This is a genomic window from Firmicutes bacterium HGW-Firmicutes-1 (assembly GCA_002841625.1).
Lineage (GTDB): Bacteria > Bacillota > Clostridia > Lachnospirales > Vallitaleaceae > HGW-1.
This window is the reverse complement of record PHAG01000001.1, coordinates 217,689-242,241: the sequence shown is the minus strand read 5'-3', so window position 1 is coordinate 242,241 and position 24,553 is coordinate 217,689. Positions and strand designations below refer to the sequence as shown.

The 24,553-nt window shown below is 35.9% G+C and carries 21 protein-coding genes; 14 read left to right on the top strand and 7 right to left on the bottom strand.

Going from position 1 to position 24,553, the window contains the following annotated elements:
- Both CVU84_01125 and CVU84_01120 read right to left on the bottom strand, forming a co-directional pair.
- On the bottom strand, positions 1 to 954 hold the full coding sequence (locus CVU84_01125) for a glycyl-radical enzyme activating protein (protein PKM96349.1): 954 nt from the start codon (positions 952 to 954) through the stop codon (positions 1 to 3).
- A 132-nt stretch (positions 955 to 1,086) separates the two neighbouring features.
- Positions 1,087 to 1,848: a DeoR family transcriptional regulator gene (locus CVU84_01120; GenBank protein PKM96348.1), complete on the bottom strand. Its 762-nt coding sequence runs from the start codon at positions 1,846 to 1,848 to the stop codon at positions 1,087 to 1,089.
- A 539-nt stretch (positions 1,849 to 2,387) separates the two neighbouring features.
- On the opposite strand from CVU84_01120, the gene CVU84_01115 reads away from it, so the two are divergent.
- The 7 genes from CVU84_01115 (at position 2,388) to CVU84_01085 (ending at position 9,387) form a co-directional block, all read left to right on the top strand.
- A complete protein-coding gene (locus CVU84_01115) occupies positions 2,388 to 3,380 on the top strand; it encodes a hypothetical protein (protein ID PKM96347.1) in 993 nt (330 codons plus the stop codon).
- Positions 3,381 to 3,475: 95 nt separating this feature from the next.
- Complete coding sequence (locus CVU84_01110; protein PKM96346.1) at positions 3,476 to 4,984, top strand: D-xylose ABC transporter ATP-binding protein; 1,509 nt, start codon at positions 3,476 to 3,478, stop codon at positions 4,982 to 4,984.
- Positions 4,977 to 5,951 (top strand): hypothetical protein, encoded by a 975-nt coding sequence (locus CVU84_01105; protein PKM96345.1) that lies wholly within the window; start codon positions 4,977 to 4,979, stop codon positions 5,949 to 5,951. Before CVU84_01110 ends, CVU84_01105 begins: the two co-directional genes overlap by 8 nt.
- Before the next feature lie 12 nt (positions 5,952 to 5,963).
- Entirely contained in the window at positions 5,964 to 6,932 is a 969-nt protein-coding gene (locus tag CVU84_01100) for a hypothetical protein (GenBank protein ID PKM96344.1), read from the top strand.
- Between the two features lie 54 nt (positions 6,933 to 6,986).
- Positions 6,987 to 7,301, top strand: a complete 315-nt coding sequence (locus CVU84_01095) for a hypothetical protein (protein ID PKM96343.1) — start codon at positions 6,987 to 6,989, stop codon at positions 7,299 to 7,301.
- Positions 7,298 to 9,025, top strand: coding sequence for a methyl-accepting chemotaxis protein (locus tag CVU84_01090; GenBank protein PKM96342.1), 1,728 nt, complete (start codon positions 7,298 to 7,300; stop codon positions 9,023 to 9,025). The genes CVU84_01095 and CVU84_01090 overlap by 4 nt, the downstream gene beginning before the upstream one ends.
- A gap of 23 nt (positions 9,026 to 9,048) precedes the next feature.
- A complete protein-coding gene (locus CVU84_01085; protein ID PKM96341.1) occupies positions 9,049 to 9,387 on the top strand; it encodes an NIPSNAP family protein in 339 nt (112 codons plus the stop codon).
- Positions 9,388 to 9,518: 131 nt separating this feature from the next.
- Here the strand turns inward: CVU84_01085 and CVU84_01080 are convergent, their stop codons facing one another.
- Together CVU84_01080 and CVU84_01075 are read right to left on the bottom strand one after the other, a co-directional pair.
- Entirely contained in the window at positions 9,519 to 10,769 is a 1,251-nt protein-coding gene (locus CVU84_01080; protein ID PKM96340.1) for a 6-phosphofructokinase, read from the bottom strand.
- Between the two features lie 21 nt (positions 10,770 to 10,790).
- Positions 10,791 to 11,555, bottom strand: coding sequence for a DeoR/GlpR transcriptional regulator (locus CVU84_01075; GenBank protein ID PKM96339.1), 765 nt, complete (start codon positions 11,553 to 11,555; stop codon positions 10,791 to 10,793).
- A gap of 473 nt (positions 11,556 to 12,028) precedes the next feature.
- Here CVU84_01075 and CVU84_01070 point away from each other — a divergent pair, with 473 nt between their 5' ends.
- From CVU84_01070 to CVU84_01040, 7 genes are all read left to right on the top strand, one after another.
- Positions 12,029 to 12,724 (top strand): octanoyltransferase, encoded by a 696-nt coding sequence (locus CVU84_01070; GenBank protein PKM96338.1) that lies wholly within the window; start codon positions 12,029 to 12,031, stop codon positions 12,722 to 12,724.
- Positions 12,721 to 13,608, top strand: coding sequence for a lipoyl synthase (gene lipA, locus CVU84_01065; protein PKM96337.1), 888 nt, complete (start codon positions 12,721 to 12,723; stop codon positions 13,606 to 13,608). The genes CVU84_01070 and lipA overlap by 4 nt, the downstream gene beginning before the upstream one ends.
- A gap of 35 nt (positions 13,609 to 13,643) precedes the next feature.
- Positions 13,644 to 14,978, top strand: a complete 1,335-nt coding sequence (locus CVU84_01060) for a 2-oxo acid dehydrogenase subunit E2 (GenBank protein PKM96336.1) — start codon at positions 13,644 to 13,646, stop codon at positions 14,976 to 14,978.
- A 16-nt stretch (positions 14,979 to 14,994) separates the two neighbouring features.
- A complete protein-coding gene (lpdA, locus tag CVU84_01055) occupies positions 14,995 to 16,356 on the top strand; it encodes a dihydrolipoyl dehydrogenase (protein PKM96335.1) in 1,362 nt (453 codons plus the stop codon).
- Positions 16,357 to 16,463: 107 nt separating this feature from the next.
- A complete protein-coding gene (locus tag CVU84_01050; GenBank protein ID PKM96334.1) occupies positions 16,464 to 18,932 on the top strand; it encodes a dehydrogenase in 2,469 nt (822 codons plus the stop codon).
- 39 nt (positions 18,933 to 18,971) lie between these two features.
- Entirely contained in the window at positions 18,972 to 20,966 is a 1,995-nt protein-coding gene (gene tkt, locus CVU84_01045) for a transketolase (GenBank protein PKM96333.1), read from the top strand.
- A gap of 318 nt (positions 20,967 to 21,284) precedes the next feature.
- Positions 21,285 to 21,953 (top strand): hypothetical protein, encoded by a 669-nt coding sequence (locus tag CVU84_01040; protein ID PKM96332.1) that lies wholly within the window; start codon positions 21,285 to 21,287, stop codon positions 21,951 to 21,953.
- 163 nt (positions 21,954 to 22,116) lie between these two features.
- Here the strand turns inward: CVU84_01040 and CVU84_01035 are convergent, their stop codons facing one another.
- Genes CVU84_01035 through CVU84_01025 form a run of 3 tightly spaced genes read right to left on the bottom strand, consistent with a single transcriptional unit; the run spans position 22,117 to position 24,553 of the window.
- A complete protein-coding gene (locus CVU84_01035) occupies positions 22,117 to 22,797 on the bottom strand; it encodes a fructose-6-phosphate aldolase (GenBank protein PKM96331.1) in 681 nt (226 codons plus the stop codon).
- Between the two features lie 35 nt (positions 22,798 to 22,832).
- Entirely contained in the window at positions 22,833 to 23,699 is an 867-nt protein-coding gene (locus CVU84_01030; protein ID PKM96330.1) for an NAD(P)-dependent oxidoreductase, read from the bottom strand.
- A gap of 32 nt (positions 23,700 to 23,731) precedes the next feature.
- The gene (locus CVU84_01025; protein ID PKM96329.1) at positions 23,732 to 24,553 is read right to left on the bottom strand and encodes a [formate-C-acetyltransferase]-activating enzyme; all 822 of its coding nucleotides are present in this window, start codon (positions 24,551 to 24,553) and stop codon (positions 23,732 to 23,734) included.

Sequence of the window (24,553 nt, the reverse complement as noted above, 5' to 3'; positions counted from 1 at the left end):
TTAACCTCCTATATTTGCGTTAAGTCCTAATTTTTTTGCATAATCAATAAAATTGTTCATGAAACCTTCATCAACTGAAGCATTATGTAGATCATAATTCCTTCCTAATAAAGTGTACTTACCGGTGCCAAGACTGTGATAGGGAAGAAGATGAACTTCAGATACATTTGTTAATCCTGCTGCAAAATCTAGGATGGAATGCATTTCGTCTTCGGTAGCATTAAATCCATTAATTACTGGAATTCTAACGATTACAACTGATCCTAATCGTTCCAGTTCTCTGAAGTTTGACAATACTTGGTCCAAATCTCCGTCTGTAAATTCCTTAAACTTTAAAGGATCGATGTGCTTTAAGTCAGCCAAAAAAACATCTATATTTCCGGCAGATCTTTTGATGTTATTCCAAGGTACATCAAGACAGGTTTCAGCGGAAATATTTATATTGAGTTTCTTTAGTGCTTTTGTGATATCTTCAAGAAGATCGGGCTGAAGGAAAGCTTCTCCTCCTGTTACTGTTACACCGCCGTCACTGTTATTGTAAAAAGGAAGGTCTTTTAAAACTTCTTCTAATATTTTTTCGAGGGCAGTTTCGTTTCCAATAATTTCAATTGCCTTTGATGGACAAATATCCTTGAAAATCACCGGGGAATTTATTGAATCCCTGTTGATTGTGATTTTCTCGTTTTCCAAGGAAAATTCATTGTTCTTCGAAAGTTTGACACACTCAAGACAAAGGATGCACTTGCTTGGAGTGAAAAAAATCTCTGTTTGTAAATTCTGGCTTTCTGGATTATTACACCATTTGCATCTTAGTGGACAACCCTTGAAAAAAATGTTTGTTCTTATTCCTTTACCATCGTGTGTTGAAAACCTTTGGATGTTAAAAATCATTTTTTTATTCCCCGTGTTCGATTTATGATAGAAAATATATTTGATATAATAATAATTTATCATAGATTCAAATGAAAGTCAACCAAACTTCAAGTGAAAATAGAAGGTCTTCGAACTCGTGTTTGCAAGTAAAAAGAAACAAAAGAAAAACGGATGCCTATGGGGCTTCCGTTTTCTCTTTTGTTTCTTTTAAAATTAAACAGATCTAACTTCGATATCGAAACTCTTTAATATTTCTAAATCCTTCGCAGAAATATTGGTATCAGTTATTACTATGTCCACATCTTCGGCTTGAAGCTGGCTAGCGACACCAAGCATGTTAAACTTGGATGAATCAGTAACTACGATTACCTTGTCGGCTTGTTCGGCCATCGCATGGGCAACTTCTGCTCTCATAAGGTTAACGCAAGTGAAACCTGTACTTGGGCTGAAACCGTCAACTCCAATAAAAACCTTATCGACATGAAATTCCTTTAAGCATTTCCTAGTAAGGGGGCCGACCAATACTTCTGACTCGTGTTGGTAGTCGCCACCAAGCAATATGATCTTGATGTTGTTTATGCCGCTGATATACCTACTAATAAAGGCCGAGTTGGTTATTATTGTAATGTTATTCTTCTTTGCTAGTTCAACCGCCAAAAGTACATTTGTTGAGCCTGATTCAATTAAAACAGTTTCACCGTTACTTACAAGTGAAGCAGCTTCCTGTGCGATTGCGGTTTTTACTTCGAAATTAAATGATAGCCTTTTCATCATGTCATCATCAGAAACAGGCATTGCCCCTCCGTGAAACCGCTTTAACATCCCGTTGTTCTCAAGGGTTCTGAGGTCTTGTCTGATGGTTACCTGAGATACACCGAGTTCTTTGGATAAGCTAGATACGTTGATTTTGGGAGCATTAGAAACCATATTTAATATTGCGAGTTGTCTTTCGTTCAAAAAATCATCCCCAACCATATAAGATTTAATCAAAATGTCTGATAAATAGACCAAGGCTAATTAAAAATACATTCGAATTATTGAAAGATATTCACATAATTATATTATAGTTTCAAATAAAACGCAATACACTTACGTAGAAAAACATGTATTTTTGCTTGGTGATCCTAGATAAAAGGCTGAATAATGCTATTTCTAAAAGGTTTAAGTGCTATTTAAATTTTTTTACCTAGTTACAAAGCAATGTTTATAACTTTCATATGAAAGATAAATATTTACAAATAACGCATTTTAGTATTGCAATTTGCAAATATGTGATATATAATTAGTCCAGACAAGTAATTCAGAAGTAAATGAGCTGGAATACGAAACGATAAATAGCTTCATATAAAAGAAACAATCAATATACATAACAAGAATAGTTTCTAACAACATATTTTCAAGGCTTTTGTTCTTTGATCAGTTAATAATTTGTATCTATGGCTAAACTACATCAAACTTTAGCCTGAAGATAAATCTGTGAATTCAAAATCTTAAAAAAAGTGGAGGATTTAGAAATGAACAAAAAAATTATCGCTATGTTTTTGACAGCTTTCCTAGTTGTAGGTTTGGTAGGATGTGGTAAAACCGCACCAAAAGAATCTGCTACTGAAACTGATGCTACAGACAATGTAGAGTCAACCTCAGAATTACAAAAAATTGCCTTTATCGTTGCCGACATGGCTAACGAGTCACAAGCTTTTGCGTCAAAACAGTTTCAACAATATGCAAAAGATTACAACTTCGATGTGGTTATTCTTGACGCCAAGGGCGATGCTCAGGCTGAGACCCAAGCAGTTAAAAACGCCATAGCACAAGGTGTAAAAGCGATCTTTGTTAACCCTAACGATATCAATGCTATCATTCCAGCTTTAACAGAAGCAAAGGAAGCGGGCATAGTCGTAGGAATGTTTTCTTCTGACTTACCAGAAGGTAAAACAGACGCGCGTGATTTCTTCGTAGGCGTAAATGACAACATGGCAGGTGAAGCATCAGCACAAGCATTCTTAAATAAGTTCCCAGACGGCGCAAAAATTGTTGAGATCGGTGGACAATCAGGCCATGACGCTCAAATCAAACGTCATGACGGTTTTAACAATGCGATTAAAGGCTCCAATATTGAAGTTATTGACTACAAAGCAACGAATACATGGTCCACTTCCGAAGCAATGGCTATTATGGAAGATATGATCGTTAAGAACGGTGATGATATTCAAGGCGTATTCTGTCATTGGGATAACGGTGCTACTGGTATCATCGAGGCTATAAAAGCTGCAGGTATGGAAAATGTATTCATAGTAGGAGTTGACGGATGTAGAGCTGGTTTTGATCAAGTAAAAGCAGGCGATCAAAGTGTTACTATCATGCAAAACTTCACAACTATGAGCCAAAAATCACTCGAGTTGGCTAGAAAAGTTATTGATGGCGAAACAGTTGAGCCACAAAACTTCATTCCACTAGATATCGTTGACTTAAGCAATATCGATACATTTACAGCTCCTGAGTGGTAAAAGTGGTAATATAAAATTTTGTAATAAAGCTCGTTTCGGTGCTGAGCCGAAACGAGCTTTGCTAATAAAATTATATTTGAAAGAGGTTAACTCAAATGGAAAATATGAAACAGGAAGTTATTCTTAGCATCAAAGATGTGAGTAAATCCTTTCCGGGAGTCAAGGCACTGGATCAGGTCTCCATTGACTTCGGGCGTGGGATTGTACATGGTATCGTTGGAGAAAACGGCGCTGGTAAATCGACGCTTATGAAAATATTGTCCGGAGTACATCAAAAGGAATCGGGCACTATCACTTTCGACGGTGAGACCATTAAAAATGCAACTCCCATTCAGTCAATGAAAAGTGGACTGAGTATTATATATCAAGAATTAAATCTTGTAAATACGATGAGCGTCGGCGAAAACATTTTTCTTGGTCGATTTCGTGAGATGCATGGTATGAAGGGCACTCATGCAAAGGCGAAGGAACTGCTCACAAGTATCGGATGCAACATCGACACTCACAAGTTGGTAAATGAACTGAGTGTTTCGGAAAAGCAAATGGTAGAGATCACCAAAGCATTGTCATTTGAATCCAAGCTCATTATCATGGATGAGCCAAGTAGTAGTTTGACTGCTGACGAAATGAAGGAATTGGTTGAGATCATACACCATCTTAAGGCTCAAGGTATTACCATTATCTATATCAGTCATAAACTTGACGAAATATTTGATTTCTGTGACGTAGTGACTATTATGCGTGACGGGAATGTGATAGATACTAAGGCTACTGCGCAGTTCACACGAAGCGAAATGATTGCGAAGATGGTTGGCCGTACAATTGAAAACGAATATCCCGAGCGTCCGAATTGCGTAGGCGAAACACTATTGGAGGTTCGATCACTCAATACTCATAAATTGCACGATATATCCTTTGAACTAAAAAAAGGTGAGATTTTAGGATTTGTTGGACTCGTAGGCGCTGGAAGAACCGAGATTGTTAGGGCAATATTCGGTGCGGACAAGGTAAAGGGCCACGAAATCCTAATTGACGGAAAGCTTGTTAAAATCAAAAAGCCCAAAGACGCAAAGAAGGCCGGTATAGCGCTGGTTCCAGAGGATCGAAAGCTGCAAGGTCTTGTGCTTCCTTTCTCAGTTGAAGCCAACATCTCCATGGCAAGTTTTGACAAGATGACTAAGTTTGGCTTTTTGAAAAAATCGATCGAAAAGGGCATAGCCGAACGGCATGTGAAATCCCTTGGAATTAAGACTCCATCTATCAAGACTAAGGTCAGAAGTCTTTCGGGTGGAAACCAGCAGAAATGCATCGTGGGACGATGGCTAGAAATTAATCCGCGTATCCTTATTATGGATGAGCCTACAAGGGGTATAGATGTTGGCGCCAAATATGAGATTTATCTTTTGATGAAGCAGATTGCAGAAAGCGGAGGATCCGTTATATTGATATCTTCTGAGCTTCCAGAGGTACTGAATATGAGTAACCGAGTACTGACCATCTACGACGGGCATATAACGGGTGAATTTGAACCCCAAAATTATACACCAGACCAGATCATGGAGAAGGCTCTTGGACTAAGTGGGGAGGTACTTAATCATGAGTGAGCAAATGAACTTAAAAACAATTATTCAGACTATATTCAAAGATTATCTGGTATTGGTTGCGATTGGGATACTGATATTGATTACTGCAATCTTAGAGCCAAAATTTCTTTCAATTCAAAATATGACCAATGTCATGCGCCAGTTTGGACCGTTGATTATGGTTGCTCTCGGTATGACGTTCGTAATCATTGGAGGTTTTATCGACTTGTCGGTGGCGGGCATGCTTTCTCTTATAGCTGTGGTGACCATTTCCTTGATCGAACCACTTGGACAGATACCTGCACTTATTATAGGCTTGTGTTTTGGTGCCTTTTGTGGATATTTTAACAGTTTATTGGTACTGATTAGTGGTGCAATGACCCAGGCTGAGGCGCTTTTTATTACCTTCGGAATGAGTGTTGTATACGGTGGTTTGGCACTGATTTTAAGTGGAGGATCAACGATGCATATGAGCTGGCTCGAGGCAGATACATCTATTTTTAAAGCAATTGGCTCAGGAAATGTTGGATTCGTATCCGTCTCCTTCATTATATTTCTTGGTATTCTTTTAGTGCTCTACATATTTCAAAACAAGACATATATGGGGCGTGCCATTTGTTTGACTGGTGGAAATAAAACTGCTGCGAGACTGGCTGGTATACCTATCAATCGTAGCATCTCATTTATTTATACGATTTCCGGTTTCATGACTGCTCTTGGTGCAATTGTACTTTTTTCACGCGTGACTACGGCATCGCCGGTCATCGGTAAAGGTTATGAGACAAACGCTATACTTGCGGTAGTTGTCGGCGGTACAACTCTGGTAGGTGGAAAAGGAAGCGTATTGCGTACTGTGTTGGGTACTTTGTTGGTAATACTCATGTCCAACTGCTTGAATCTGCTGGGTGTTTCAGTTTATATGCAATACATAGCGAAAGGCGCGATTTTAATTCTTGCCATCTGGCTTGATAACCGCAAGCAACTTTAGGAGGAAACCTGAATGAATAATTTTAATACTGGCAAAAAGCTTCTTAAAATCGCAACAAAGCAGAAAGCTTTTTTTGCTCTTATTGCGATGCTAGTGATTATGCTTTTTAATAAAACAAACTTTTATACATCCTACAATTTATTCGATCTAATGAATTCGTCGTCTATACTTATGATCCTTGCGTTCGGCGTTACTGTAGTTCTTGTCGCCGGAGGGGTAGATTTGTCCATCGGTGGAGTTATGGTAGTTTCGGGGATAGTGGCAATTAAGCTGATGAATAATAATGCGCCTATTTGGATTGCCATATTGTGTGCATTGCTTGTCGGTGCTGTTGTAGGAACTATAAACGGATATTTAACTGTATATCAGAAGACTGAGCCCTTTATCATTACCTTGGGTATGGGCATGCTACTCACGGGAACTGCACAGATGATAACTGATGCGCATCCAATCCCTTGTACAAACCCTGATTTTTTGAAGATCGCAAACGGCAAATTATTTAATACAATCCCTCATCTTGTTATCGTGATGATTATTGTGTTCTTAATTATTCACTGGATTTTGCGTTATACTTCATTTGGTAGGAATTGCTATGCAATCGGTGGGGATTATGAGGTAGCGAAGTATTCCGGTATCAATGTACTTCGTATTAAAATGGCTACTTTTGTGCTTTGTAGTGTTGTTGCAGCACTGGGTGGCGTTATGCTTTCATCTATGCTAAACTCTGGATCATCAACATACGGTGATACCACTGCACTTGTGGTTAACTGTGGTGTTGTGGTAGGTGGAACCTCGTTCGCAGGCGGCATTGGTAGTGTACCGCAGTCCGCGATTGGTTTACTTGTATTCGGTGTACTGCAAAACGGCATGAACATGTTGGGCATCGATTCCTATATTCAAATCATATGTCAAGGAATCGTGATTGCTGGCATCATCTGTCTTGATTGTTTTGGCAGAAAACGTAGACGTGAGGCTGTATAACAGTATACTTTGAATGAAACGTATCTAATAAAGGCTAAAATGAAACTGAAATAGATGACAAACGATTTCTTGGAAGGTATAACCATAGCAAAAAGCAAAAAGCAAAAAGCAAAAAGCAAAAAGCAAAGCAAGATAAAGATGTGGAAAATTGTAAGGGAAGTGAGTGAAAGGATTACTCGCCTCCCTTACAATAAATATAAGTTAATAGTAATTTGCATTTCCATTCTAAAAAATCTTGTTTTAGATTATCGAGGCGCAGATAAACAACTGCAATACATTATAAATGAATACTACCTCAGGGGTGTACAACCTAGTAAATCCGAAGATAAGGAACAAGAAAATCTATTATTAGGAGGTTCTAGATCATGAAAAAGGAAAATTCTTTTAATAATTTAATGAGGATTAGTATTTCGCTAAAGGCTAAATTAATTATGGGATTTACTGTGATCGTCATTGTTATGGGCTCGATTAGTCTTATAACTTATTCTAAACAACAATCTAGCTTACAACAAATGGATGGTATGGTAGAATCTGCTATAATTGCAAATAGCATAATTAAGGATGGCGATCAAGTCCTTCAAGGAGGAAAAGGAATTGCTACTTATACAATAAGCAAAACGCCTGAGGATAAAAAAGCTGTCATGGACTTATTGAAAATGAACGAAGATAAAATGCTTGAACTCAAAAAGTATATCAATAATAAGAATGGTATATCTTTCTTCGAGGCAACTGAAAAACTATTCATTTCATATCGTGAAAATGTTGAGAAGTCCCTTGAACATATCGATAATAAGAATTCAACTGAGCTTTTGATAAGTAAGAAAAATGCTACACAAATTTTTGGATATATGCAAAGTAATCTTCAAGAATTGATTCGAAATGAATTGGACTACAATTCTATAGAAAAAATGAGGCTGAATAAGGCTGCTGAGATGACAGGAAAAATAATTTTCGGGTTAATTCTATTAGTTGGAGGACTAAGTATTTTTGGAGCTGTTCTACTAACGAATAGAATAACAGGAATGATTACAAAACTTGCTCGATATGCACAGGAAATAGCCGATGGAAATTTGCAAGTTGAAGAAATACAAGTTCATTCAAAGGATGACTTATCCATCCTAGCGAATGCTTTTAATAAGATGGGACAAAATTTACGAACTATTATTGGGAAAATTAGTGAAAATAGTAATAATGTAGCCAATTCCGCTGAATTTTTAAAGTCTAATGCAGAGGAAAACTCCAAAGCTGTCGAACAAATTGCCGTATCAATCATACATATTAGTGAAGGAGCGGTAAACCAGAGGGAACAGTCAGAAAAAACCTTTAAAATAGCTACTAATTTATATGAAGGAAACAAAAAGGTTTATGAAGATACGAATAAGGTGTTGTTATCCTCGGAGAAGGCAACAAATGCTGCCAATGTTGGAAATGATAAAATGGTAGCGTTACTGAATCAAATAGAAGTGATTGAAGAAAAAATAGTGGCTACACAATCGGTATCCGAGGATCTTAAAGAAAAATCTTCTGAAATTAAGAAGGTGCTTGATACGATTTCTAATATGGCATCTCAGACAAATTTACTTGCTTTGAACGCTGCAATTGAAGCCGCTAGAGCAGGAACGCATGGAAAAGGCTTTGCAGTAGTTGCAGATGAGATTAGAAAATTGGCGGAAGGATCTTCGAATGCCACAAAGGAAATCACCGAAATGTTAAGAGATATTCAAAATAGTTCCGAAGAACTCGCAGGCAGCATGCTAGTAGGAGTGAAAGAAGTGAAAGAGGGTACGCAAATGGCCAATGACGCCAGAGATACTTTCAGTGAGATTGTGAATACAAGCAAAGAAGTTGATATACATGTAAAAGAAATTTCTATGGAAATTGAAAAAATGGTTGAAAGAATAAAAGAAGTGGAAGAAATGAGTTATTTAATCACTGAAGTAGCAAGGGAATCCTCAGAAGAAAGCGAGCATGTTGCTGCATCAGTTCAAGAGCAGTCAGCGGGACTTGAGGAGATTTCAGCCTCTGTAAGTATACTTTCGGAAATGGCAGTCGACTTACAAATGATGGTTGGACAATTTAAGATTAACATTTAAATCAGAGAAAGGATGGAAAATAAATGATATACGAATTAAGGATATACTATATGTACCCTAATAGATTAGATGCAATCCATAAGAGATTTAGTAATCATACAGTAGACTTATTTTTAAAGCATGAACTAAAAATTATTGATTTCTGGGAGGATGCTGAAGGTAAGGATAAAATTTATTATGTAATAGAACATAAGGATATGGAATCTAGGAATAAGAATTTTGACACATTTGTAAACGATCCTGAGTGGATTGAAGTTAGAGATCTTTCGGAGTTAGATGGACCTATTGTTGAAAAAATCGAGTCTTCTTTTATGAACCGAGTACCATACTCTCCATTTATACCAAAAAATAAGAGAATATAATTTTGAAAAAAACGATGTAGGAATATGTATAAGTAAATATAATTATCAAAAATCCACTCAATTGTCTTGAGTGGATTTTCCGTGTCTTATTGTTTAATTTATAATGGTTATTAAGATGTATTTATTCGGGGTTAAATCATATACTTAGGTGAATTTTTAATGCTTAAGAAATTCGGTATACCATTTTTGTAAGAGAGTGAAGGTTCACCTAAAATTAGGGGAAAGACATAATCAATTAATTCAGAACTCACATCATTTTTTGATTCTGTAATCCATTCAAGGGGAACACATTTTTCTTTATTGGCAACATTTTCAATTAAGTCAGAGTTGATTTCAACTGTATAAGGTGAATCGCTAGTTCGTACAATTGTCATCATAATACCTGTCTGATTTTCTTCTGCTTTTTTAACGGCAGTTCTACCAACTAATACAGCCTCATCCAAATCAGTTGACGATGCAAGATGCATAGCACTTCTCTGAAGTGTGCTGATTTCTATAGAGCGAACCTTGCATCCAATTTCATTTGAAACAATGGCTTCTAGTGTTTTGGCAACGCCACTTAATTGAGCGTGACCAAATTGATCTGTTTTACTACTAGCCTCAGAAGCAGCGATATATTGACCTTTGCTATCCTTAATACCTTCTGATACAGCAATAATAATATGATTTTTTGTTTTTTGAAGTTGCTTAATATCTTGTATGAACAAATCCTTTGAAAATGAAACTTCAGGTAAATAGATTAAGTCAGGAGCATTGCTATAAGCGGTGCGAGCTAGCGCGGAAGCAGCGGTTAACCATCCGGCATTTCTACCCATTATTTCAACGATTGTAACACTTTGCAAATCATAAATATAGGTATCATGAGCAATTTCTAAAATCGTTGTTGCAATGAATTTTGCTGCTGACCCATAGCCAGGCGTGTGATCAGTACCAGGTAAATCGTTATCAATTGTTTTTGGAATCCCAATAAAACGTATGGGTGATTCGATTCTCGTAGCGTGTTGAGATAGCTTTAGTACAGTATCCATAGAATCGTTTCCACCGATATAGAAAAAATAAGTAATGTTAAGCTTATTGAAAGCTTGAAATAGATTGTCATATATTTCGGGAGCTTTATCATATTCGGGTAATTTGAAACGACATGAACCAAGATACATAGCAGGTGTTTTTCTGAGAGTATCTAAGTCGTTGGGACAATCAGAAAACAAGCTCCCTAAATCAATGATTTGATTTTTGAAAATGCCTTCAATACCATTAATTGAACCAAAAACTTTTTCTATTTTTGAGGACTTGATGGCTGCTTCGATAACACCAGCTAAAGATGCGTTGATTACAGAAGTAGGTCCTCCAGATTGAGCAATAATACAGTTAGACATAGAAATCTCCTTTAAAATAAATAATGATTATATTAATGTTACCCCGGCTGCTTGAATGGAATTTTTTATTTCTAAAGGAATATTACCTTCAGTAATTAAAATATCTACTTCATTAAGAGCTGCAAAGGTATAGGGTAAAACCTTATTGATTTTACTTGTATCCATAAGGATAACGACTTTTTTTGCTTTTGTTATTACTTTTTTCTTTAGATCAGCTTCATATATATTTGATACTGTAAAATTATTATCGAATGAAAAACCAGATGCTGACATAAAAGCAATATCAATATTGAGCGTATCAAGTATTGTTGCTGACAATGGTCCGGACATGGAAAATGTATGTTTATTAGCAAAACCACCTAATACAATAACGGATGGGTTTTGCTTTTTTAATAGGGCTTCTGCAATGTTAACACCGCTTGTAATAATGGAAAAGGTTTCATCGGGCAAAAGATTCGTTAAGTTCATAATGGTCGAACCTGAATCGAAAAATATCGATCTTCCAGTTTCTACATAAGGTAGAGCTTTCTTGGCGATTGCTCTTTTTGCTTCTTTGTGTTCGTTTTCTCTAGCTTGATAAGCGCTTTCTTCTCCGAGAAACTCAGGTGATTTATTGGTTTTAACAGCTCCGCCATGAGTCCTTATAACAAAGCCATCGTTTTCGAGTTGGATTAAATCACGTCGGAGAGTCATAACGGATACATCGGGGAAAACTTTACTTAATTCGTTGAGCGAAACAGAACCTGTTTCATCTAAAAGATCAGTAATGATTTTTATTCTATTACCTGACATAGGAAAACCTCCTTGAAAGAAATACTTTTAGTGCTAAACATTCTATTTTCACATTTTCAGACATTTTAATCGTGTAAGCGATCAGATGGCTATAGTATAGCATGATTTAGTTGCTAATTGCAAATGCTTTCTGTTAGCTATGACCTAAAAATAACACTTCAATGATAACATATAACATTTATTCCGAACATAATTGTTGGGTAGAGTAGTTATTTGTGTTATAAAGATCCGATTTGTTGAAATGAATTATAGGTTAATCAAGCTTTTTATCTTTAGTATAAGTAACTATAAACATTGAAAAAATCATCTGGAATTCCTTGAAAAAAATTGATTCATTGTTATCATAAAAAGTTTTGAAAATATATAACATTAAGTGTGACAAATTAACATTAATGTGATATTATATAACCAAAGGGTGTTCCATCTGAATTGAAAAGCTATCCAAGGCCCTTGATTGAGGAGGAAATGAAATTATGAAGCTAAGAATTGTGAAAATGGGATTGATTGACTATGAGGAAGCTTTAGAAATTCAATACGAACTCCAACAACAAAGAATTGAAGGCAAATGTGAGGATACACTTTTATTGTTAGAGCACAAACCTGTTATTACGCTTGGCACTCGAGGAGATGTTTCTAACATTTTACTAGATCAACAATTGTTAATGGAACAGGGAGTGAAAATCGTTGAATGTAATAGAGGTGGAGATGTAACATATCATGGACCAGGTCAGATAGTAGGCTATCTAATTATGAATTTGAAAAACTATGATAAAGATATTAGAAGCTTCATCCAAAAAATTCAAAGCATTTTCCTTCATATCATAGACCTGAATTTTAATATGATTGCGCATACTGAGGATGGAAAGTACACGGGTGTATTTGTTGAACAAGACAAGATCACAGCCATTGGGATAGCGGTGAATAAATGGGTGACTATGCATGGATTCGCTTTTAATGTGAATACCTGCTTGGACCACTTTAAGTGGATTGTACCCTGCGGACTTCAAGACAAAGGTGTTACTTCAATTGAAAAATTAACGGGCAAGCCCAATGATATAGAATATTTAATGAATTTAATCGTTCAACAATTTGAAACTGTATTTCATGTTACGTCTTATGAGGAAGATTTAAAAACCTTGTTAATCTCATTAGGAAAGGAAAGCGTATGAAACCGGAATGGCTTAAGATTAGGGGAAGTTCACTTAAGGAAAGAGACGAAGTCATGCAAATGCTTGCTGATTTAAAACTGAATACAGTGTGTCAAGAAGCTGCTTGTCCAAATATGGTTGAATGTTTTGGCAGAAGAACAGCGACTTTTATGATTCTTGGTGCTACCTGTACAAGGGGATGTACTTTTTGTAATGTAGCAGAGGGCATACCTAGCAGTATTGATGAAAATGAAGTCTTATCCGTTGCTGTTGCAGTGAAGAAATTGAATCTAAGTCATGTAGTGGTTACTTCAGTAACAAGAGACGATTTGGAGGATGGTGGAGCAGGTCATTTTGCAAATACAATTAAAGCAATCAAGGAATTAAATCAGGAAACTAGTATCGAAGTTTTGATTCCTGATTTAAAGGGGAAACCTTCTGCACTGGAAACTGTGATGAATGCCATGCCTGCTATAATAGCTCATAATATAGAAACAGTGGAAAGTCTTTACAGTAGAGTTAGACCACAAGCCAATTATAAAAGATCCTTAGAAGTCCTGTCTTTTGTCAAAAAAAGAGGAGATAACATTTATACAAAATCAGGAATGATGTTAGGTCTTGGCGAGAGTTTTGATCAAATTATACAAGTCTTAAGGGATTTGAGAAGTGTGGAATGTGATTTGTTGACAGTGGGTCAGTATCTTGCACCGACGAAACAGCATTATCCAATTGAACGCTACGTACATCCGAATGAATTTGAAGAAATCAAAAAACATGCACTTAAAATGGGGTTTTTACACGTAGCCTCAGGTCCATTAGTAAGAAGTTCATATCATGCGGATGATGCGATGAAAAGTACCAATATAAGTAAGACGATTTCAAATTTAACTGATGAAATTGTTTGAAATAGAAAATTATCAATTATTTAAAGGAGGATACTATGGCAACAGCAATTATTATGCCAAGACAAGGTCAATCCGTTGAAAGCTGTATTATAACAAAGTGGCACAAAGCAGTAGGTGATCAAGTGAAAGAAGGAGATGTTCTATTCACTTATGAAACAGATAAGGCTTCTTTTGAAGAAGAGTCATCTGTAGGGGGCACTGTTTTAGTACTTTTGTTTCAAGAAGACGATGATGTACCTTGTTTAAAAAATGTTTGTTTGATTGGAAACCAAGGAGAAGATATTTCAGCATTTGTATCAACAAATATAGAAGATACGAAAGAAGAGATTGTACACCCTGAAGTTGTAGCGAGTGAAACCAAAGAAGTTTTCCTAGATCAAGAGGAAATAAAGACTTCTTATACAAATAAAATTTCACCTAGAGCTAAGAATCTAGCGAGTAAGCTTAGCATCGATTACCAAAGAGCGCAAGCTACTGGGCCAAATGATAGAGTGATTGAAAGAGATATTCTCAAGTTGAAGGAACAAGGTGTATTTGCTACTTCTGCAGCATTAGCGAGTGGACAAGTACTACCTGCTACGGGAAGTGGTATAGGTGGAAGAACAACAGTTGGAGACCTTGGAAGTCAAGTAATCAATGAAACAATCAATACCTCTAGGTCCAATGCACCAGTACCAAAGACCACTGGGTATAGAGAAGAAAAAATCTCTAATGTACGCAAATTCATCGCGAAAGCAATGCATGCATCCTTAGCGACAACAGCACAGTTGACACTAAATACATCTTTTGATGCAACTGAGCTTATGGAAATTAGAAAGAAACTTAAGAAAGATAAATTTGAGTATAATATAACACTCAATGACATGATTTTATTTGCTGTATCAAGAGTATTAAAAGACTATGAGCTGTTAAATGCACATTTTGTTGATGATACAATGAAATATTTTGAAAATGTACATCTTGGTATCGCAGTGGATACAGATAGAGGATTATTAGTGCCTACATTATTCAATGCAGATCAAAAATCACTTGTTCAAATGTCTGTAGAAGTGAAAGATTTGGCAGAAAAGAGTAAGCAAGGGTCTATTAGTCCTGATTATTTGACCGGAGCAAGCTTTACAATCACTAATCTTGGTACATTAGGTGTTGAGTCTTTCACACCAGTCATTAATCCGCCACAAACAGGTATCTTAGGTGTTAATACAATCATTACGAGAGTTAGAGAAGAAAATGGTGTGATATCAACTTATCCAGCCATGGGCTTATCCTTAACTTTTGATCATAGAGCAATCGATGGAGCACCAGCTGCAAGATTCTTAAAAGCCCTAACAAATGCACTTGAGAGTTTTACGATGTTATTAATGAAATAAGAGAGGTGAAAATTCAATGTTTGATTTAATTGTTATTGGCGGTGGACCAGCAGGGTATATAGCTGCTGAAAGAGCAGGTCATGCAGGTTTGAAAACCTTACTAATTGAAAAAAGAAATCTTGGTGGTGTTTGTTTAAATGAAGGATGTATTCCATCTAAAGCATTGCTTAATTCTGCCAAAATATATGACTATGCTATGCATGGGAGTGATTACGGAGTTTTTATAGAGGGAGTTCGACTTGACCACAAAAAAGTAATTGAAAGAAAAGCAAAAGTTGTAGAAAATCTCGTTAGTGGTATAAAAGCAAAGATGAAAAAGAATAAAGTGACAGTCATTCAGGCAGAAGCAACCATTTTAGAGCGAAATAGCGAAGGAATTGTTATAGAGGCCGCTTCACAAAAATATGTTGGGAAACAACTACTGATTGCAACTGGATCCATTCCTGTTGTTCCAGGCATTCCTGGCTTAAAACAATCGATAGAAAATGGGTATACACTAACAAATAGAGAAATTCTCGATTTAACAGAAGTTCCTGAAAAATTAGCCATCGTTGGTGGTGGTGTTATTGGTCTAGAAATGGCTTATTACTATAGTTGTGCAGGTAGTAAGGTAACAGTCATTGAAATGCTTGATCATATAGCAGGACCAACAGATCAAGAAATTTCTGGGGTACTGAAAAAATCTTTAGAGAAAAAAGGCATTCTATTTGAATTAGAAGCTAAAGTAACGGCTATAGATCATGCAACAGTCTCTTATGAAAAACAAGGAAAAGTAAATCAATTGGTTGCAGATAAAGTGTTATTAAGTATTGGTAGAAGAGCTTTCACGGATGGAATTGGACTTGAAAAAATTGGAGTTGAAACCATTAGAAGTGCAATACCAACGGATGAAGTAGGAAGAACAAATATATCTGGTGTCTATGCAGTGGGAGATGTGAATGGAAAGTCGATGTTAGCACATACAGCCTATAGAGAAGCAGAAGTTTGTATCAATCATATTTTAGGTAAAAAAGATAGAATGCGATATACAGCTATTCCAGCAGTGATATACACCTATCCAGAAGTGGCTTCCGTTGGAGAAACTGAAGAAACTGCTAAGGAAAAAGGCATTGAGGTGAAAACAATTAAGCTTCCAATGATTTATAGTGGTAGGTATGTTGCTGAGAATGAAAAAGGCGATGGGTTGATTAAGGTCATTGTTGATCAAAAATACAATCGTATTGTAGGTGTACATATGATTGGCAGCTATGTTTCTGAAATGATTTACGGAGCAGGCTTAATGGTTGAAACAGAACTTAGAGTTGAGGACATTAAGGAACTGGTTTTTCCTCATCCAACGGTATGCGAAGTTATAAGAGAAGCACTATTTGAAATTTAGTGGATAGTGAAAGCATGCAGACGCTATATTTTCTATAAGAAAGAACAACTTATATAACCCAATTTGAAACTATATTAAATTTAATTTTGAAAGGATAATAAAGAATCATGCCAAAATCACAATACGTTGACCCTGCGGTTATAAGGGCTAAATCATTTATTCAATTTAAGGATATTCCAGTGAATCAATATGACAAAACAATTGATCAAGAAAAAGAGAATTTTTCAAATGACGATTTTGTAAGAATTTTTAGAGATATGGCTATTATTCGTGAATTTGAAAACATGCTAAATTTGGTTAAGACAACGGGGGAATACAATGAAATTGCGTATAATCATCCTGGACCTGCTCATTTATCCATTGGACAAGAAGCATCAAGTGTAGGTCAAGCATATTTATTAGACAGAGATGATTTCATTTTTGGTTCTCACAGAAGTCATGGTGAGATCTTAGCAAAAGGGTTATCTGCGATTCAAAAACTTGAGGACCAAGAGTTATTAGAAGTTATGGAAAACTTCTTTGAAGGTGAAATTGTAAAAATTATCACGCAAAATAAAAAGTATGATACCGTAAAGGAAATGGCTATAGATTTTCTTATTTATGGAACACTTGCAGAAATTTTCGCAAGAAGAACAGGCTTTCAAAAAGGCCTTGGTGGTTCTATGCATGCCTTTTTCTTGCCATTTGGTATTTATCCGAATAATGCTATCGTGGGTGGTTCAGTTGATATATCAGTTGGAGCGGCTTTATTTAAGAAAGTGAATAGGAAAAAAGGAATTGTTATTGCCAATATCGGTGATGCGTCGATAGGCTGTGGTCCAGTTTGGGAAGGTATTTGCCTTGCTACTATGGATCAATATAAGAAATTATGGGAAGGTGAAATGCAGGGTGGACTTAAGCTCATTGTTAACATCTTTAACAACCAGTATGGTATGGGTGGTCAAACGAATGGTGAAACGATGGGTTATGAATTCTTGGCTCGTCTTGGAGCAGGCGTTAATCCTGAACAAATGCATTCTGAAAGAATCGATGGGTACAATCCATTGGCAGTCATTGATGCGATTAAAAGAAAGAAACAAATACTTGAAGAAAAGAACGGTCCAGTATTACTTGATATCGTGACATATCGATTCACTGGGCATTCCCCATCAGATGCATCAAGTTATCGTTCAAAAGAAGAAGTTGAAGAGTGGATGAGAAACGATTCCTTAATTGAATACAGATTGAACCTGGTCAAAGCAAATATATGTAAGGACGTTCAATTTGATGAAATCCTTGCAAATGTAAAAGAACTGGTTACGAGTGCTTTTAAGCTTGCTATTGATGATAAGGTATCTCCAATCATGGATATGAAGAAAGAACCTGATTCTATCTCAAAATATATGTTCTCAAACACGAACATGCCAAAAATGGAAGATAGAGCTTGTGATGTTTTGACGCCAATAGAAGAAAATGAACAAATTATCCGTAATAGTAAAAAAATTAGAACTGCTTTTCAAAATGGAAAGCCAGTTCCAAAAAATAAGATATTTGCCTATAGAGATGCTATTTTCGAAGCAGTGATTCATAAATTCTATGAAGATCCTACCTTTATAGCCTATGGTGAAGAAAATCGTGATTGGGGAGGCGCTTTCGCAGTTTATAGAGGGCTTACAGAAGCATTGCCTTACCATCGTTTATTCAACTCTTCTATTTCAGAAGGTGCGATTGCAGGTTCAGCCGCAGGGTATGGTATGTGTGGGGGACGTGTTCTTATTGAATTGATGTACTGTGATTTCCTTGGTAGAGCAGGGGATGAAATCTTTAATCAGATTGCAAAATGGCAAGCAATGAGTGCTGGTCTAGTTAAGATGCCCGTTGTTGTAAGAGTATCCGTTGGATCAAAGTACGGTGCGCAGCATTCACAAGATTGGTCAGCATTGGTTAGTCATATCCCAGGCTTGAAGGTTGTATTTCCAGTAACCCCTTATGATGCAAAAGGTTTGATGAATGCGGCTTTAGCTGGAACAGACCCAGTGATTTTCCTTGAAAGCCAAAGACTATATGATATTGGTGAGATTTTTAACGAAGATGGAGTTCCAACAGGTTATTATGAAATACCATTAGGTGAACCAGATATTAAGAGAACAGGCAAAGATATTACAATTCTTACAATTGGTGCTACTTTATATACTGCCATTGAAGCGGCAGAAAAATTAGAAAAAGAATTTGGTTTATCAGTAGAAATTATTGATGCTAGAAGTATTGTTCCATTTAATTATGAAAAAGTGGTGGAATCAGTTAAGAAAACAGGTAGAGTAGTATTGGTAAGTGATGCATGTGATAGAGGTTCTATTCTAAAAGAAATGGCTCAAACCATCAACGAACTTACCTTTGACTATTTAGATGCACCTCCTGTGGTAGTTGGTGCTAAGAACTGGATTACACCAGCTTATGAATTAGAAAGAAGCTTCTTCCCTCAAGTTGATTGGATTATGGATGCTATTCATGAAAAGATTCTTCCACTTAAGGGCTATGTAGGGCAAAATAATTTTACCGATCAAGAAATGATTAGAAGAAATAAACTGGGAATCTAAATTTGAAGGATTAGCTTACATAAGCTTATGGAGGATTTTATGAAAACCGAAGAAATAATCAATAAGTTCGATGTTGAAACCAATACAATTAATACGATTAGAATCATTTCAGCGGAGGCTATTCAAAAGGCAAATTCAGGGCATCCTGGATTGCCCATGGGAGCGGCTCCAATGGCCTATACCTTATGGTCTAAACAAATGAAACACAATCCAAAGAATCCAAATTGGTTTGATAGAGATCGCTTTATTTTATCAGCCGGACATGGATCAATGCTACTATATTCGCTATTGCATTTATTTGACTATGGTTTAACAATGGAGGATATAAAAGAGTTTAGACAATTAGGAAGCAAAACGCCAGGACATCCAGAGTTTGGTCATACTGTAGGGGTTGAAATGACAACAGGTCCTCTTGGTCAGGGTATTTCATCAGCGGTAGGGATGGCACTTTCAGAGGCTTATTTGGCAGAGAAGTTTAATAAAACAGAGTTTAAGGTAATTGATCACTATACGTTTTCTTTATGCGGTGATGGATGCTTAATGGAAGGTATCTCTGCAGAAGCAGCATCCTTAGCTGGAACGCTTAGACTAGGTAAACTTATTGTTTTGTATGATTCAAATTCTATTTCAATAGAAGGAAGTACAGATATTGCTTTTAGAGAGAATGTTTCAAAGAGATATGAAGCCTATGGCTGGCAAGTGATTGAAATTACTGATGGAAATGACATACTAGCAATTGAAGAAGCAATTATAAAGGCTAAAGAAGAAAAAAACAAACCGACACTTATTAAGGTGACAACTACGATTGGGTATGGTTGCATAGCGAAGCAAGGGACGTCGGGTGCCCATGGTGAACCTTTAGGAAAAGCGAACCTTGAAGAGACTAAGAAATTTTTAAACTATATAGAAGAAGAATTTTGCGTGCCAGAAGAAGTACAAGATAACATGAGGTCAATTGTAGCTAAGTTGTCGTATGAAGAACACTTATGGAATAAGACTTTCAAAGAATATTCTAAACAGTTTCCTGAGTTATCCTTTGAATTAATGAAATGGATTGATAATGACTATGCGAAAGACATCTTAAATATTGAAGATTATTGGAACTATGAAGGAGCAAAAGCTACTAGGATTTCATCACAAGAAGTATTAAATAAAATCGCAGGAGTAATGCCTAATTTAATAGGTGGATCCGCAGACTTATCACCATCTACAAAAACAATTATGGATGGAAGAGGACATTTTACAGCAGAAGATCACTCTGGTTCCAATCTACATTTTGGTGTTAGAGAGCATGCTATGACGGCTATCGCGAACGGTATTGCCTTACATGGTGCATTGAAGCCGTATGTGGCTGGATTCTTTGTGTTTTGTGACTATATGAAACCAGCAATGCGAATGGCGGCAATCATGAACCTGCCAGTAACTTATATTATGACACATGATAGCATAGGGGTTGGTGAAGATGGCCCAACCCATCAACCAATTGAGCATTTAATCACACTTCGCTCAATACCTAATTTCAATGTAATAAGACCAGCTGATTATAAAGAAACAGCTGCTGCATGGCATATCGCACAGACGAGCAAAACGACTCCTACAGCGCTTATTTTATCAAGACAAAATTTGATGCAATATGACAACAGTGGTGAAGGCTTGTATAAAGGTGCTTATATTGTGAAGGAAGCAAGTAGTGCACCAAAGCTTATATTAGTTGGGACAGGTTCAGAAGTTGAACTAATATATAAAGCTGCGACAAGTCTTGAAGAAAAAGGTATTCCAACTAGGGTTGTTAGTATGCCTTCCTGGAAGTTATTTGAAGACCAAGATTTGGCTTATAAAAAAGAAATATTGCCTTCTTCAATTAAGAAAATGTCTGTAGAAGCAGGTTCGACTCATGGCTGGCATAGATATGTTGACAAAGCTGTTGGAATTGATACCTTTGGAGCATCAGGTCCGGCTGAAAAGGTTTATGAGTACGTGGGTTTAACGGTAGAAAATATTATCAAAGAAGCAGAAGAATTGATGAATTTGTAGAAATATGAATAACCAGTTAAAGAGACTTTTGGTTTTATTAATTAAGAAGACCACCTTTTATATATAGTAGGAAGTGAGTAATTAATTTGCTCACTTCCTACTTTTGTTGTTGAATAAGAAAGTTCACCTATTCAACAACAAATTTTACACAGCATTCAGAGTTTAAATTGAAGTTACTAATGTAATGATTAAGCCGTTTCAATACCTCTTTTAATGATTACCTTATATATTAGATTGAAATTTGTCGTAAAATAATTTAAACTGTAGATATAGACGTAAATGCATTGGTAAGAAAACCTTACTAGGAGGTAAGATGACATGAGTTTACAATCGTACGGACTTTTAAAATGCAAGGTAATCAATATAAAAGAAGAGAGGGGTCCTGATCGACCACATTACAATATTCATGTTAAATCAGGAAATGAGCAATATAGAATATCCATAAATATTAAATCAGAAATTCCGCCATCAGAATTGCTATTTTATACCAATGAAGACTTTCAACACCGTATAATATCAAAAATGAGTGACTTACCCTATGGGTTTTTCGCTAGTCAAGGAATTTCAATAGATTACATAAGAGGAGAGCTTGGATTTTCTAGAGAGAATATGAAAAAGATTGTTAGTGATCGACCAGGACCTGATAATGATTTAAATGAAAAGTTATCGTACTATATGAATCAAGCAATTATAAGTGAGGATTCTGATATGTACGTATTTGGCTCGAAATGGAAGTCAAATGACTATTGCAAACCAGATCGCATCTTTGGTTTTCAGCCATCAATAGGTATGCATGATGTTCATATGAACCAAGGAAATACTAGGAATTGGAAAGATGATGATGGTGTATGGCAGGATGGTTGCATTTTACTTCACTTTCCATCTAAAGATCATTGGGTAAGTATTTTCTTTGCGTTCCAATCACAATCATGGAATACGGATGATTGTACAGGACATGCTAAAATATCAAAAATTAAAAACAACTAAATATCACCAAAAAAGTCTACATATTGTTAATGTGGACTTTTTTGCGTAGTTAAACGATTTGTTTTTCAATCACCATTTTTTCATTTTCGATCAGAAGAATTTTACCTATGACTATTCCAAGTGATGCACCAATACCTTTCATCATTTATCCTCCTGTATTGTGCTAAATAATATCTAAAACAGTTTTTCCGCGGCCGTATACTTGCTCCCAATCTTTAACGAATTGATCAACGCTCCAATCAGTTAAAGGGTGTTCGATTAACATATCAAAGGTTTCCATATTTACTGTAATGGAATGTGCACCAACCAATAAAGAATTATGCACTAGTTGGACATTTTTAAAGGAAGCAGCCAATACTTTTGTATCAATGCCAAAGGTATTGAATAGATGAACGATATCTTCTACAACAGAAACACCACTTCCGCTTATGTTATCAATTCGATTTACATATGGAGCAACGAAATCAGCACCAGCTTTAGCTGCCATCAATGCTTGTTGAGCCGTGAAAATAGCAGTAGCTGTTAGTTTAAAACCTTTTTTATTTAGAGTTTTCATAGCTTTAATACCTTGTGTAGTAGCAGGAATTTTTATATATAAATTTCCTCCCAATTGTTCTTGAAGGTATAGAGCTTCTTCAATCATTGTTTCAGCTGTACTACCTAAGACTTGAACATGTAGCATAGATTCTGTCCCAATAATAGAACGAATTTCTTTTAAATGATCAATAAATTTTACTTGTTCTTTTGCAATGATTGTAGGATTGGTAGTAACACCATCCATAGGGTATAAATCATAAGCCTTTCTTATTTCAGATAGATTAGCAGTATCTAATAAATATAACATAGGTATTCTCCTTTTTATCACATCCAGAATTTGGTTTATATATTAAAACGAAATTCCTTCAAACATTGTGTTATTGAGTCAGTAGTATCTGAAAAATGGAAACCAAATTGTCTAATTTTATCAGTACAAAGTCTTGCATCTCTAGGATGATCACTGTACTTATCCGTATCTTTTTCAATAAGTGCATCTATACGGTTCTCTAATCCAAGTTCCTTCAAGATATGAGCAGTTATATCATAGCGACTTAAATTGTTATGACTGCCAACGTGGTATGTATCAAAAGGTAATTCGAAAACTTTTTCAAATTGATCGATTAACTCATGTACATAGGTTAAACCACGATATTCGTTTGTAGTAATCTTTGTTTTTTCTCCTTGCAAAGCCAATGTTAAAGTATTCCATAAAATATTAGGGTTAATACCACAGTTTCTTTCTGGAAATCCAAATAACCAAGTGAAGCGTAGTATCCATAAATCATCTAATATATTTTTTAATAGACCCTCTGCTTCCAATTTGTTTTCTCCGTAAACGGTATTTGGTACTGGGGTGTCATCTTCACTATATGGCCCAGATTCTTCATTACCATTGAAGATTTGCTCGGAACTGATGAAAACCATTTTAGCGCCGGTTGCTTTACAAGCTTTTGCTACATTGATTGCACCAGTTACATTGATTTTGTAAGCAAGTTCGGAGTGTTTGTTACAAAAATCAGTATCTGCAATTGCGGCAGCATGTATAACGTAGTCTGGTTTAAACACTTTAAAAGCTTCTAATACACTTTGTTCGTTAATAATATCTAAATCATCCTTATCGGTTGATAAAATTTGAAAGGTATGATGATATTTTTCTGTAAAACGAGTACAAAAGAAACCTAATCCACCTGTTAATAATATTTTTTTCATTTTTTAAACTCCTTTTACTTTAATTTAGATGATTAACCACCGATAGTAACCTTTAATTTCTTGAGCTCAAGATAAGCTTTAATATTAAGGATGTTTTGTTCTGTAGGAACTTCAATATCTTTTGCTTGATAAGGTATATTTAAAGCTTCATATTTATTGGAACCATAATGGTGGAGGGGTAGTAAGTGTACTTCTTTAAGATCTAAGAGTAGAACAAGGTCTGTTATAGAATTAATATTAGCTTTCGTCATAGTAAAACCTGGAACCAAAGGTATTCTTGGAATGACTTTTTTACCTGCTTTTATCAATGCCCTTAGGTTAGCTTCTATAAGAGAAGTATCGGAATTTAGGATATCTTTAGCGAACTTATTATCCATAATTTTCAAATCATATAGGACAACGTCCAAATAGTTTGCCATTGATAGCAATGCATTGGTGCTGCCTTGACCAGAGGTTTCAAGTGCCGTATGGATTCCAAGTTTTTTTAGTTCTTTTAATAATTCAATCGCAAATTCAGATTGAGAAAGAACTTCACCACCAGATAGAGTGACACCACCACCAGTTGTTCGATAAAAAACCATGTCTTTAAGTACGACATCAATAACTTCCTTTATTGTCATAAAAGTACCGAAACGTACCATAGCTCCGGAAGGGCACTCTTCCACGTTGAAGGAACAAGTCTTGCAATGTAAACACTTTGCAGGCATACGAACTTCTTCTATTTCAAAGCTTTGTGATTCTGGATTTGAACACCAGGGACAACATAAGGGACAACCTTTAAAGAAAATGATTGTTCTCACGCCACTTCCATCATGTAGAGAATATCTTTGAATATTGAAGATTAGTCCTTTCAT

Coding starts and splice junctions, on each gene's coding strand:
- lpdA (PKM96335.1), top strand. CDS start 14,995: ATGTTTGATTTAATTGTTATTGGCGGTGGACCAGCAGGGTATATAGCT.
- CVU84_01125 (PKM96349.1), bottom strand. CDS start 954: ATGATAAATTATTATTATATCAAATATATTTTCTATCATAAATCGAAC.
- CVU84_01040 (PKM96332.1), top strand. CDS start 21,285: ATGAGTTTACAATCGTACGGACTTTTAAAATGCAAGGTAATCAATATA.
- CVU84_01095 (PKM96343.1), top strand. CDS start 6,987: ATGACAAACGATTTCTTGGAAGGTATAACCATAGCAAAAAGCAAAAAG.
- CVU84_01115 (PKM96347.1), top strand. CDS start 2,388: ATGAACAAAAAAATTATCGCTATGTTTTTGACAGCTTTCCTAGTTGTA.
- CVU84_01025 (PKM96329.1), bottom strand. CDS start 24,553: ATGAAAGGACTAATCTTCAATATTCAAAGATATTCTCTACATGATGGA.
- CVU84_01120 (PKM96348.1), bottom strand. CDS start 1,848: ATGGTTGGGGATGATTTTTTGAACGAAAGACAACTCGCAATATTAAAT.
- CVU84_01030 (PKM96330.1), bottom strand. CDS start 23,699: ATGAAAAAAATATTATTAACAGGTGGATTAGGTTTCTTTTGTACTCGT.
- CVU84_01100 (PKM96344.1), top strand. CDS start 5,964: ATGAATAATTTTAATACTGGCAAAAAGCTTCTTAAAATCGCAACAAAG.
- lipA (PKM96337.1), top strand. CDS start 12,721: ATGAAACCGGAATGGCTTAAGATTAGGGGAAGTTCACTTAAGGAAAGA.
- CVU84_01060 (PKM96336.1), top strand. CDS start 13,644: ATGGCAACAGCAATTATTATGCCAAGACAAGGTCAATCCGTTGAAAGC.
- CVU84_01070 (PKM96338.1), top strand. CDS start 12,029: ATGAAGCTAAGAATTGTGAAAATGGGATTGATTGACTATGAGGAAGCT.
- CVU84_01090 (PKM96342.1), top strand. CDS start 7,298: ATGAAAAAGGAAAATTCTTTTAATAATTTAATGAGGATTAGTATTTCG.
- tkt (PKM96333.1), top strand. CDS start 18,972: ATGAAAACCGAAGAAATAATCAATAAGTTCGATGTTGAAACCAATACA.
- CVU84_01075 (PKM96339.1), bottom strand. CDS start 11,555: ATGTCAGGTAATAGAATAAAAATCATTACTGATCTTTTAGATGAAACA.
- CVU84_01050 (PKM96334.1), top strand. CDS start 16,464: ATGCCAAAATCACAATACGTTGACCCTGCGGTTATAAGGGCTAAATCA.
- CVU84_01085 (PKM96341.1), top strand. CDS start 9,049: ATGATATACGAATTAAGGATATACTATATGTACCCTAATAGATTAGAT.
- CVU84_01035 (PKM96331.1), bottom strand. CDS start 22,797: ATGTTATATTTATTAGATACTGCTAATCTATCTGAAATAAGAAAGGCT.
- CVU84_01105 (PKM96345.1), top strand. CDS start 4,977: ATGAGTGAGCAAATGAACTTAAAAACAATTATTCAGACTATATTCAAA.
- CVU84_01110 (PKM96346.1), top strand. CDS start 3,476: ATGGAAAATATGAAACAGGAAGTTATTCTTAGCATCAAAGATGTGAGT.